Source organism: Haemophilus sp. HMSC71H05, assembly GCF_001838635.1.
Taxonomy (GTDB): Bacteria; Pseudomonadota; Gammaproteobacteria; order Enterobacterales; family Pasteurellaceae; genus Haemophilus_D; species Haemophilus_D parainfluenzae_R.
The window spans coordinates 70,018-82,922 of sequence record NZ_KV838038.1 but is presented as its reverse complement, the minus strand read 5'-3'; the positions used below and the strand labels follow the sequence as shown (position 1 = coordinate 82,922).

Annotated in this window: 9 protein-coding genes; 5 read left to right on the top strand and 4 right to left on the bottom strand. The window is 39.2% G+C overall.

Annotation, left to right across the window (positions count from 1 at the left end):
- Positions 1–177 precede the first annotated feature (177 nt).
- Positions 178–3,411, top strand: a complete 3,234-nt coding sequence (locus HMPREF3279_RS09235) for a S8 family serine peptidase (protein ID WP_070868968.1) — start codon at positions 178–180, stop codon at positions 3,409–3,411.
- A gap of 167 nt (positions 3,412–3,578) precedes the next feature.
- Here the strand turns inward: HMPREF3279_RS09235 and HMPREF3279_RS09230 are convergent, their stop codons facing one another.
- From HMPREF3279_RS09230 to HMPREF3279_RS09220, 3 genes are all read right to left on the bottom strand, one after another.
- The gene (locus HMPREF3279_RS09230; protein ID WP_070868967.1) at positions 3,579–3,776 is read right to left on the bottom strand and encodes a hypothetical protein; all 198 of its coding nucleotides are present in this window, start codon (positions 3,774–3,776) and stop codon (positions 3,579–3,581) included.
- A gap of 258 nt (positions 3,777–4,034) precedes the next feature.
- Positions 4,035–4,862 (bottom strand): S-formylglutathione hydrolase, encoded by an 828-nt coding sequence (gene fghA / locus HMPREF3279_RS09225; RefSeq protein WP_070868966.1) that lies wholly within the window; start codon positions 4,860–4,862, stop codon positions 4,035–4,037.
- 8 nt (positions 4,863–4,870) lie between these two features.
- Positions 4,871–5,980 (bottom strand): S-(hydroxymethyl)glutathione dehydrogenase/class III alcohol dehydrogenase, encoded by a 1,110-nt coding sequence (locus HMPREF3279_RS09220; protein ID WP_197542873.1) that lies wholly within the window; start codon positions 5,978–5,980, stop codon positions 4,871–4,873.
- 148 nt (positions 5,981–6,128) lie between these two features.
- On the opposite strand from HMPREF3279_RS09220, the gene HMPREF3279_RS09215 reads away from it, so the two are divergent.
- Positions 6,129–6,536, top strand: coding sequence for a MerR family transcriptional regulator (locus HMPREF3279_RS09215; protein WP_070868965.1), 408 nt, complete (start codon positions 6,129–6,131; stop codon positions 6,534–6,536).
- Between the two features lie 124 nt (positions 6,537–6,660).
- Here HMPREF3279_RS09215 and HMPREF3279_RS09210 read toward each other — a convergent pair whose 3' ends face one another.
- The gene (locus HMPREF3279_RS09210; protein WP_005695476.1) at positions 6,661–7,191 is read right to left on the bottom strand and encodes an inorganic diphosphatase; all 531 of its coding nucleotides are present in this window, start codon (positions 7,189–7,191) and stop codon (positions 6,661–6,663) included.
- Between the two features lie 200 nt (positions 7,192–7,391).
- Here HMPREF3279_RS09210 and HMPREF3279_RS09205 point away from each other — a divergent pair, with 200 nt between their 5' ends.
- The 3 genes from HMPREF3279_RS09205 to HMPREF3279_RS09195 all read left to right on the top strand — a co-directional run bounded on the left by HMPREF3279_RS09205 (position 7,392) and on the right by HMPREF3279_RS09195 (position 12,770).
- Positions 7,392–8,708 carry an NCS2 family permease gene (locus HMPREF3279_RS09205; RefSeq protein WP_070868964.1) on the top strand — a complete coding sequence of 439 codons (1,317 nt, stop codon included), beginning with the start codon at positions 7,392–7,394 and terminating at the stop codon, positions 8,706–8,708.
- A gap of 178 nt (positions 8,709–8,886) precedes the next feature.
- A complete protein-coding gene (gene yegQ, locus HMPREF3279_RS09200) occupies positions 8,887–10,266 on the top strand; it encodes a prephenate-dependent tRNA uridine(34) hydroxylase TrhP (protein ID WP_070868963.1) in 1,380 nt (459 codons plus the stop codon).
- Positions 10,267–10,826: 560 nt separating this feature from the next.
- Entirely contained in the window at positions 10,827–12,770 is a 1,944-nt protein-coding gene (locus tag HMPREF3279_RS09195) for an AAA family ATPase (protein ID WP_070868962.1), read from the top strand.
- The last annotated feature ends 135 nt before the right edge of the window (positions 12,771–12,905 follow it).

Sequence of the window (12,905 nt, the reverse complement as noted above, 5' to 3'; positions counted from 1 at the left end):
AAATTATAACATTGATTTCTACGATACATAAATTTATCCCCTCTTTTGACCGCACTTTGGTGTGATCGTTGTCACAGAATAAACATTTTTCTCTGGAATTTTGATTTGAGTCATTGAAGCGCTTCGCGATGAGGCGAATAATAGTCTCCTAAAATCAAAAAGATAAAGGAAGACAATATGAAACCTCAAACACTTCAAAAAACCGCACTCGCACTACTTGTTGGTTGGTATGCTGCTAATGCAGCCGCTTATTCTGAACAAGGCCAAGCCGGTAATACAAAAAGTTGGGAAAGCACTGAATACCTCAAAGACTGGGGCTTAACCTCAATGAATGCCTCCACGGCTTATGCTCTTGGCTTTAATGGTTCAGGCGTAAAAATCGGCGTGATGGATTCAGGTGTGCTATTAAACCATCCTGAATTTCAAGACGGTCGAATCCACGTAGTAAAAACAGAAGGGACTTATAGTAAAGATGGCATGCGTTATCCCGATGCATCGGTGGGAAATGGCCCAATTAATAAAAACGAACCCGTAAAAAACGGCAAACGTAATTTTGATAAAACAGATAACGGTGTATTCACCAAAGGTGAAGCCTTCAATATTGATGGGGCATGGCATAAATATACCAATGATGCGCACGGTACGCACGTTGGCGGTACAATGGCGGCAAGCCGTGACGGCAATGAAATGCACGGTGTGGCTTTCGGCGCTAACCTCTATTCTGCTAACACAGGTGGTAACGACAACATGACCTATGGTCCAAACCAAGACTATAGTTTCTTCTTACAAGGCTACTCTGCTCTAGCGGATGCGGGCGCCAAAGTGATTAATAACAGTTGGGGTTCAAACCGTCGTGTCAATTCATCCTTTATCGGTGCCTTAGGCTATAAACCAAAATATGGTTGGCGTGATGTGCCTGAATATGGTGTTCAATATTATGATGTACCAAAAGCACCTGATCCAATTTCCAGTCCTGCAGCACATATTTATTTAAGTAACTTAGGCGAAGCTGAAAAAGCTTATTATCAATTTGTCACCAGTGGTGAGAAAAACTTTGTTGATGCGGCTTATGAAGTGGCAAAAAATAAACAAGTGATTCAAGTCTTTACAGCGGGTAACCGCAGTATGATGGCTGAGTCCTTTACGCGTGCAATGTTGCCTTATTTCAGACCTGATGCAGAAAAATACTGGGTAAACGTCACGGGGCAAGTCGGTGGTGAAGGCTATCCTAATGATTCGAATGACGATGTGAGTGATGAAAAAGCAGGCGCAGATATTCAAGAATTTAACCTCGCCGGCCATTCAAAATGGTGGACGATTGCAGCGCCATCCGCCAACATCTATTCCTCCTACATTCAATTACAAGACAACAATACTTATGGTGACCCTATTTACAAATCAGCTGGTGGTACTTCAATGGCTGCGCCTCACGTAAGTGGTGCATTAGGTGTTATCTTTTCTCGCTATCCATACATGACAACTGATCAAGCACGCGATGTTATGCTCACTACAGCAAGACAAACCACACTTCGCAAAGGGCTTGAAGGTAAACCATTAGAACGTTGGGAAACTGAACAAGGTGTACCAAGTAACGTTTGGGGTTGGGGAATTTTAGATCTTGGCAAAGCCATGTTTGGCCCAGGTCAATTCTTAGGAAACATGAAAATCAACCTCAATCAAAATGATGTTTGGTCAAATGATATTAGCGATAAAGCCATCAAAGCTCGTCAAGTCGAAGATCAAGCTGAAGCCGCGACTTGGGCTACACGCAAAGCAGAATTAGAAGCATTAATGCAAAATCGTGCAGGCGCGACAGCTGAAGAAAAAGCAGAATATCAAGTCGGTTTAGCGCGTGAAGCCGCTCGTAATGAACGTGCTGCACAAGGCTATGTTGGTGCATTAACTAAAAATGGGACTGGCACCTTAACCCTCACTGGTAATAACAGCTTCACTGGTGAGATTACCGTGAATGAAGGTCAGCTTTCAGGGTTAAATCAATCCCTTGATTCGGCACAACAAGTCATCGTAAAACAAGGTGCAACATTGGAAGTGTTACCGAAAGCGGAAGTCACTAAACCAAGTGAGAATGGATTTGTTACTGAAACCTTAACTAGCACCGCGAAAACGGTCACTGCGACAGTAGAAAAAGGTGGTCGTTTCTTACTGAATAATGGTATTGCTAACGTCAATGCAACCTTTGCAGACGGTTCTGTTTTAGTGCCAAATAAATTTGATGAAGAAATTCTGCCTCAATTACAAAAAGATCCACAAAAAGCGGTATCTGTGCAAGGTACTGGCTCATTTGTGGGGGCTGAAAATGCGGTAGTTGAAACACCTCGTACTTATGATTTCTTTGCCGTTAAAAATGAAAGTAATGCGAATACGTTGAAAGTGACTGTTCAGAAAAAAGCCCTTTCATCTGCGGCGACGACTGAAAATGAAGTGGCTATCGCCAATGCCTTAGATGCAGCAACAAACAGTGCGGCATATCAAAGCCTTATTTGGGGTACAAAAGAGAATGCTCGCCAAGCCTTTGCTCGTTTAAGCTATGATGAAGATCTCGCGGCCGAACAACACAATGTGTTAAATGGCTTATTGCTTCGTCAGCAACTTGCCCAACCGGGTGCAGTAAGAGCACAACTTAATACCGGCACACAAATTTGGACAAGTGGCACCTTCACCCACTTCAGCACGGATAGTTTAAGCAGTCATGCGTACAATCAACTTGTGGGTGTTGATGCAACCATTGATACAAACAAACATTTAGGTGTATTTGTTGGTTCAACACAAAATAGCCACAAAATTGACCGCACTTCGAAAGATCGTGCCGTGCATTTAGGCTTAACAGCTGAACATCGTTTCAACGTGTTAACACCGAAAATTGGCTTTATTCAAAGCTGGGGTAAACACGAACAACGCGCTGAATTTGCACAAGGTGTGAAAACCCATAGCCAAACACAAAATGTCTTTGCTGAACTTGCCTACACTGGCTTAAAAGGCGAACATTTTGCGATTGAACCTTATGCTGGCGTAAGCTATATGCACATCAAAAACAAAGGTGTGACAAAAGACGAAGTGCAGTTAAAAGACAACAATCGTGATTTAATCGTCACCTCTGTAGGTTTACGTCCATCCATTCCATTTGCAATTGGTGGCGTTCAATTAAATCTATTAGGTGATGTGGCGTATCATCGTTTCCACAAAGATAAAGCGGCGGAAGGCAGCTTGGTGATCAATAATCAAGGTGTCGCAAATCTTTATGGTAAAGAATTGAAAAATGTCGTCACAACAGGTGTCGCATTACAAGCGCAGTTCACACCAGTATTCAGTGTGAAAGTCGGCTATCAAGGTGCTTACAACCACGATACCAAAGCGAATAATGTGAATGCAGAATTACGCTTCTCGTTTTAACGATATCTAATGATGCAAAAGTGCGGTCAATTTTTAAGAAGTTTTAAAACTCTTTGAAAATTGACCGCGCTTTGTATTAGATGTTTTAAATTATATGCCTTTCAAACAACTAAAAGCGTCTATACCCCAAAGACTAAGATCTTGATATTTTTTTTGAAATATATCTCTTACTTCCTCCTAGATATTAAAAAATGTATAGGCAAAATAACAAAATGCAGTTTTAGAGACATAATAAAAGCTTTCTCAATTAATAAATCATAATGGATGTTTTTTATCCCTAAATCCATTTGAGCATACAACAATGAAATAAAAAATAAAATAACACCGCCAAAGAAAGATAGTAAAGTTAAAATAATATTCTTCATTACTTACTCCCCCACTTTCTCATTACAGCTATCTCTATAATATATAAAACCGAAAGATAATATCAAAACTATAACAGCTCTAATAATCTTACTTGCTTTCATTTTTGAGTCCTTAGCTAATTTATCCTCGATGTTATAAATATTTTCTGCTACTTAACTAATGCTTGAAGGCATCAATATGATGCCTTTTAAATTCATTAAAATCAAAAATTAACATTCGTTCCAACGTTTGATCGATTCACGAATCACTTCCTTGTCTTACTTCAAAAATGCCGAATGATAGGCAATATGCTCACCAATAAAACTGGCGATGAAGTAATAGCTATGATCATAGCCTTTATGGAAGCGCACATCGATCGGTTGATTTGCCGCACGACAGGTTTCGATAAAATCTGCGGTACGCAATTGTGTTGGCAAAAATTCATCTTCTAAGCCCTGATCAATACGCATACCTTGTACTTTATAGCCTTGTTGAATGAGCGAGCTGGCATCATATTGCTGCCATTTTTCACGATCTTCCCCTAAATAAGCAGTAAAGGCTTTTTCTCCCCAAGGCACGAGGCTTGGCGATAAAATAGGCGAAAAAGCAGAAACACTTTGATAACGTTCTTGGTTTCTCAGTGCTAATACCAATGCGCCATGTCCGCCCATTGAATGTCCCATAATGGAACATTTTCCGTTGGTCGGGAAATTTGCTTCAATCAGATCTGGCAATTCATTCAAAATATAATCATACATTTGATAATTCGTCGCCCAAGGCTGCTCGGTCGCATTAAGATAAAAGCCCGCCCCCTGCCCTAAATCGTAAGCTGCATCGTTCGGTACTTGCTCTCCGCGAGGGCTGGTATCGGGCGCAACCACAATTACTTGATGTTCTGCTGCATAACGCTGGAAGCCTGATTTGGTAATGAAATTTTGTTCAGTACATGTTAAGCCAGAAAGCCAATAAATCACACCAAGCGGTCGATTTTCCGGATTATTTGGTAAATAGACGGCAAATTTCATTTCGCATTGAAGCGTTTGGGCATCATGTGCCCAAACTTGCTGCAAACCGCCAAAAATTTGATGTTGTTCAATCAGTTTCATAGCGTACCTTAGTAATGAATAACCGTGCGGATCGATTTACCTTCGTGCATTAACTCAAAGGCTTCATTGATTTGATCGAGTGTCATTGTGTGAGTCACAAACGGCTCTAACTGGATGTCACCTTTCATTGAATCTTCCACCATTTTCGGCAGTTCAGAGCGACCTTTCACACCACCAAATGCGGTGCCTTTCCAAACACGACCTGTGACCAACTGGAACGGACGCGTTGAAATTTCTTGGCCTGCACCTGCTACGCCGATAATAATGGATTGTCCCCAACCACGGTGTGCACTTTCTAATGCTTGACGCATTACGTTTACGTTGCCAATACATTCAAAGGTATGATCAATGCCCCATTTGTTGATGTCTAACAACACATCTTTGATTGGTTTATCGTAATCGTTCGGGTTCAAACAATCCGTTGCACCGAACTGTTTTGCCAACTCGAATTTTGCAGGATTGGTATCAATAGCAATAATACGACCCGCTTTGGCTTGACGTGCACCTTGCACCACAGCTAAACCAATCGCCCCTAAGCCAAACACGGCAACAGAGTCGCCTTCTTGCACTTTTGCGGTGTTATGTACCGCACCAATACCTGTGGTAACGCCACAGCCTAGTAAACATACTTGTTCGTGGTTCGCTTCTGGGTTGATTTTCGCCAGTGACACTTCTGCAACAACAGAATATTCACTGAAAGTAGAACAGCCCATATAGTGATAGATCGGCTGACCTTGATAAGAAAAACGCGTTGTGCCGTCTGGCATTAAGCCTTTACCTTGTGTATCACGCACTGAGACGCATAAGTTGGTTTTACCTGAACGACAAAACTCACATTCGCCACATTCTGCGGTATAAAGCGGAATCACGTGATCGCCTGGTTTTACGCTTAACACGCCTTCGCCCACAGCAACAACCACACCCGCACCTTCGTGCCCAAGCACCACAGGGAATACGCCCTCAGGATCGCTTCCTGATAACGTAAATGCATCAGTATGGCACACGCCAGTGTGAGTGTTGCGGATTAACACTTCGCCTTTGCGAGGCATTTCTACGTCGATTTCCACAATTTGTAAGGGTTGATTTGGAGCAAATGCTACCGCTGCACGAGATTTGATCGTTGAGTTGATTTGTTTAATTTCCATTATTTTTCCTCTTAATTCATTGACAAAGTTGCCTTGCCTAAGCAAGATAGCAACAGTTTACACTTTAGAGCTCACTCTAAGGCAAGCGTTTTTTGCAACTTTTTATTTGGAAGGAAGGGAAATGACTTACACCACCGCTAAAGCTGCCGAAAAAATCGGTATCTCTGCCCACACCTTACGCTTTTACGACAAAGAGGGCTTATTGCCTAACGTTGGACGCGATGAACACGGTAATCGCCGTTTTACTGATAACGACTTGCAATGGTTGAGCTTATTACAATGCTTGAAAAATACAGGAATGAGCTTAAAAGACATCAAACGCTTCGCTGAATGTACCACCATTGGCGACGATACTATTGACGAACGACTTGCATTATTTGAAAGCCAAACGGAAAATGTGAAGTGTCAAATTACTGAATTAAAACGCTATTTAAACTTGCTGGAATACAAGTTAGCATTTTATCAAAAAGCCAAAGCGTTAGGCTCGGTGGAAGCCGTGAATTTGCCGCAGATTCCTGAAACGACCTAAGTTAGGGGCTTAGTCCAACTTTTTGGGTGCAAGTCAAAATTGACCACACTTTTTTTTTGCTTATAGATACATAAAAAACAAAAGGCATCAACTTGATGCCTTTTAAATTCATTAACATGAAGAATTAACGTTCATTCCAACGTTTGATTGATTCACGAATCACTTCTTTCGCTTCTTCTACATCACCCCAGTGAGTCACTTTTGTTGAACCTGGTTTTTTCAATGCTTTGTAGTTATTGAAGTGGAATTCAATTTGTTTGATTAATTGCGCTGGCACATCTGCAAGGCTGTTGTATGCATTGCCGGTATCGCGGTCATCTGCTGGCACACAAACGATTTTATCGTCCACTTCGCCATCATCAACGAATTTCATCACACCGATTACTTTTGCTTCAAGGAATACACCTGTCGCAAGTGGTTGGCGAGTTAATAATAAAACATCTAACTCATCGCCATCTTCGTCTAAAGTTTGTGGAATGAAACCATAGTTAGTTGGTTTTGCGAAGATCGCTGGCTCAACACGGTCTAATTGGAACGCTGCAACTTTGCGGTTCCATTCGATTTTGTGGCAGCTCCCTTCTGGAATTTCATTTACCACATTGATAATGCCGGCATCTACATCGCCTGGCGTTAAAATTTGATTAAAATCAGCCATTGTTTTTCCTTTTTTGATTACGTTAAAAACTTTCAGAGTATAGCAGTTTTTAGCCGATAAAAAAATATGCGAAAAATATCCTCAAAACTGACCGCACTTTCCCGCCAGACTGACAAAAAAACGATTGCGCAAACGTTTACTTTTAAGTAATTTGCTATAAAATAGCACGTCTTTTTTTGATTATTAACCTAGGGGACTTTATGTCAAGTTTAGAAAAAACCTTTGAATTCAGCAAACGCGGTTCAACGGTTCGTCAAGAAATCATTGCAGGTTTAACCACCTTCTTAGCCATGGTGTATTCCGTGATTGTTGTGCCTAAAATGCTTGGTGACGCTGGCTTTCCGGCTGAATCAGTGTTTATCGCAACCTGTTTAGTGGCGGGTCTTGGTTCGATTTTAATCGGCTTTTGGGCAAATGCGCCAATGGCGATCGGTTGCGCAATTTCATTAACTGCTTTCACCGCATTTAGCTTAGTGATTGGTCAACATGTTTCTATTCCTGTGGCATTAGGTGCCGTATTCCTCATGGGTTTGGTGTTCACCTTAATTTCGGCAACAGGTATTCGTTCATGGATTTTACGTAACCTGCCATCAAGTATCGCGCACGGTGCAGGGATCGGGATCGGCTTATTCTTACTTTTAATCGCCGCAAATGGCGTAGGCTTAGTGGTCGGCAACCAAGCGGGTTTACCGGTTAAATTAGGTGATTTCACCTCTTTCCCAGTAATGATGTCTTTAATCGGTCTTGCATTCATTATCGGCTTAGAAAAAATGAAAGTGAAAGGCGGGATTTTATGGGTCATCATCGCGATTACTATCGTAGGTTTAATCTTCGATCCAAACGTAACATTCAATGGCCAAATCTTCAAAATGCCAACCTTTGGTGAAAACTCACTTTTCTTACAATTAGATTTACAAGGTGCATTACAACCAGCCATTTTACCCATTGTCTTTGCTTTAGTGATGACTGCCGTATTTGATGCGACAGGTACTATTCGTGCCGTTGCAGGTCAAGCTGACTTATTAGATAAAGACGGACAAATCATCAACGGTGGCAAAGCCTTAACCTCTGACTCTGTAAGTAGCTTATTCTCAGGTTTATTCGGTACTGCGCCAGCCGCTGTTTATATCGAATCAGCAGCAGGGACAGCTGCAGGCGGTAAAACGGGTATCACCGCTATCGTGGTCGGCGTATTATTCTTATTAATGTTATTCTTCCAACCACTTGCCTTCTTAGTGCCTGGTTATGCAACTGCACCGGCGTTAATGTATGTGGGCTTATTAATGCTAAGCAATGTGAGCAAATTAGACTTCGATGATTTCGTGGGCGCAATGAGCGGCTTAGTTTGCGCGGTATTCATTGTGTTAACGGCAAACATCGTAACGGGTATCATGCTTGGCTTTGCGGCATTAGTGATTGGGCGTATCGTGAGTGGTGATGTGAAAAAACTCAACATCGGCACGATTATCATCGCTGTTGTGCTTGTCGCATTCTATGCTGGCGGTTGGGCGATCTAATTAAATATCATCATGATAAGGCGAACAATAGTTCGCCTTTTTTATTTCTAGCCTAAAAAACAATCGAAAAACCAACCGCACTTTTACTTTACAAATCCCTAAATCCGCCTAAAATACAGGCCTTTACTACGGCTTGCCAAAAGCAAGCTACTGACCTGAAATCAGACAAGAGAACATTATGACAACCCCATTTAAACCTGAATTACTCTCCCCTGCGGGCTCCCTTAAAAACATGCGCTATGCTTTTGCCTATGGTGCGGATGCCGTTTATGCAGGCCAACCACGTTATAGCTTACGTGTACGCAATAATGAATTTAATCATGCCAATTTAAAAATCGGGATCGATGAAGCCCATGCGCTTGGCAAAAAATTCTATGTAGTGGTGAATATTGCACCGCATAACTCCAAACTCAAAACCTTTATCAAAGATTTACAACCTGTGATCGACATGGGCCCAGATGCCTTAATTATGTCTGACCCAGGCTTAATCATGTTGGTGCGTGAAAACTTCCCGGATATTGATATTCACCTTTCTGTACAAGCGAACGCCGTAAACTGGGCAACGGTAAAATTCTGGAAACAAATGGGATTAACTCGTGTGATTTTATCGCGCGAATTGTCTATTGAAGAAATCGCTGAAATTCGCCAACACGTGCCCGATATCGAACTCGAAATCTTCGTACATGGTGCGTTATGCATGGCGTATTCTGGCCGTTGTTTGCTTTCTGGCTATATCAACAAACGTGACCCAAACCAAGGTACTTGCACGAATGCTTGCCGTTGGGAATACAAAATGGAAGAAGGCACCACGGATGAAGTGGGCAACATCGTGCCAAAAATCGACCCTGCTCAACAAATCGAAGTGAAAAATGTGGCGCCAACTTTAGGCGAAGGTGCAGTAACAGATAAAGTCTTCCTTTATACCGAATCACAAAAACCAGATGAACAAATGACGGCATTTGAAGATGAGCACGGCACCTACTTTATGAACTCAAAAGATCTGCGTGCCGTACAACACGTGGAAAAATTGACCGCACTTGGTGTGCACTCTCTAAAAATCGAAGGTCGTACTAAATCATTCTATTACTGCGCAAGAACCGCACAAGTTTACCGCAAAGCCATTGATGATGCTGCAGCAGGCAAACCATTTGATGAAAGCTTAATGGATACATTGGAATCCCTTGCTCATCGTGGTTATACCGAAGGTTTCTTACGTCGCCATACGCACGATGAATACCAAAATTACGAATACGGCTACTCTATCTCTGAACGCCAACAATTTGTCGGTGAATTTACCGGTAAACGTAACGAGCAAGGTATGGCTGAAGTGGCGGTGAAAAATAAATTCTTGCTTGGTGATGAAGTAGAAATGATGACTCCACAAGGCAACATCGTCTTTAAGATTGAAAAAATGCTTAATCGCAAAAACGAAAATGTGGAAGCGGCACTTGGCGATGGACACTTTGTCTTTTTAGATGTGCCACAAGACGTCCAACTTGATTATGCCTTGTTGATGCGTAACTTGATCAACACCAACACGCGCAATCCACACAATTAACTTGTTAAAAAATTGTTGCATTTGTTAATAAATGCACTATAATACGTCCCATACCTGATTTGTTAATTCAACAACTCATAGTATGACTCCAAATATTTTGCCCTTTCACCTTTTTGAAAGGGCTTTTTTTATGTCTAAAATAAATCATGAGATATAGATCACAAATTTAATATATATTTCATTCCCATATTGAAGCCACTATGAAAAAGCGTAAACTACCCTCATTATTTTATATTTAACAATGGGATAACTCTCTTGAAAGATCATTATATTATCTATCTTCGAAAATCGAATGAAAAACTCCGCTCCGTCCAAACTCATTTGGAAGAAATAGCTATTATTGCCAAAACACTTATAACTATTGCTACCTTACGATAAATCCTAAGCAGTCCTGCCCAATTACAGAAAGTGCTAAAGAGCCTTCTTACTAATGTAGATTTGCAAGCCAGGGTTGTTGAGTTAACTGAATAGGTCGAACAGTCATATAGCTAGATTATTTGGATAGTAAAGTATTTATATTCAGATTATCTGGATTTAGAATTAAAAATAAGGATTTTATTATGTATATTCAAGATATTTATATTGAAAACATGGGGGCTATAGAAAAATTTAAATTAACCCATTCTCAATTATTCACTAGTGATAATACCCCTAAACCTATTATTCTTGTCGGCAAAAATGGCTCAGGAAAAACAACGTTGCTTTCAAGCATTGTTGATGCTTTGTATGAATTATCAAATGATTGTTTTTCTGATGTATTGCCAAAATCAGGCATGGGGTATAAGTATTTTAAAGTATCAGGAAGCAGTAATATAAGAAGCAGTAAAGAATTTGCTATTTCTTATTTAAATTTTTATAAAAATGGAAATTCATATGAATATTTAGATAAGAGTGGAAACATTACTTTAGAGGAAATAAAATCCAAAATAGATTATTTAAACATCCTTAACAGGATATCCAATAATAGTAGCAATTTTAAATTATCCACTCAAACTTCTAAAGATGATATTTTTAAAGAAGACTTCCTGAGTAATTCATATTGTTATTTCCCATCTGATAGATATGAACTACCATATTGGATAAATAAAGGAACCATTGAAATTTCTGAACAATTTTCTGATGAGTTAGGCTTTGATAATTATTTAGATAGAGATATTCTTATAAGAAAATCATTAAATCAGGTAAAAAATTGGATTTTAGATGTTTTTCTGGACTCAAAAGTTAGCATATATGAAAGTGAGAATAAGCTACATATAAAAGATTCTGAAAATGTAAGTAATGCTATTGCTTTATCTCAATCAATTAGAAACATTGAAGAAATAATTTCAAATATCGTTCAGAGAAAGATAAGCATACAATTAAATTATAGAGGGATGGGTCAATCACGGATAAAGCTATTTGATTTAGAAAATCAATCTGAATTTGTACCATCATTAGATAATTTATCTGCAGGACAAAGTACATTATTGGGAATTTTTTGCACAATTATTCAATATTCAGATCGTACGAATTTAAGTAAAAGTATTCATTTACAAGATATTGAAGGAATCGTAATTATTGATGAGGTGGATCTACATCTTCATATTGAATTACAACACGATGTTTTACCAAATCTCATTAAGTTATTCCCTAAAGTGCAGTTTATTATTACAACACATTCTCCATTCTTTTTGGCGGGAATATCTAAAACTTTTGATAAAGATGATATTTTGATTCTTAACATGCCAGATGGGATTGAGATTCAATCTATTGAAGATTTTTCTGAGTTTACTAAAGCTTACCATTTGTTCAGCAATGTGACGAATGACTATAAAACTGAATTAGACAAATTGAAAGCAACTATTCAGTCTTCAAATAAGCCACTTATCCTTACAGAAGGAAAAACAGATTGGAAACATTTAAAATCTGCAAAAAGGTCTTTAGAAAATTATAATGACTTAGATATAGATTTCTTAGAATATGAAGATCATGTGAAAATGGGATCTGACCCTTTAAGTAAAATGATTGAATCAATAAAAAATATTCCTAATAATAGAAAAATCATTGCCATATTTGATAGAGATGAATATTCAATTTTAAATAAATATGGGGAAGAACCATTTAAATATTTAGGTAATAATGCGTATGCTTTTTGTATTCCCAAGGTTAGCGATAATTTAGATCAAATATCTATTGAATATTACTATTCAGAAGAAAATTTAAAAACACTTGATGAACAGGGGAGAAGATTATTTTGTGGTTCTGAATTTCATATATCAGGAAATAGTATTGCTAATGGATACCAAACTAAAGAGAAAACTAAAGCGGGTAAAAGAGCAATTATTGATTCTAATGTATTTTGTGATACTGATAGAGCGCAAGAAAATTCTGTTGCATTATCGAAAAATAACTTTGCTGAAAACATTTTGAATGGAGAGGAAGGTTTTCAAAATTTTGATTTTTCTAATTTTTCCAAGATATTTGATATAATTAGGATGATTCTTCAGCATTCCGAGTCTCCATAAATTAAATAAGCAGCTGCCATCAGGCAGCTGTGTATTTAAACAAAACTTAATAGATTTGAATAGTATTTACTCTTCTACTAGATCTCCCAAACCAATTTATTCGCAACAAGATTTTCCCTTGTTTTTCCTATTCAT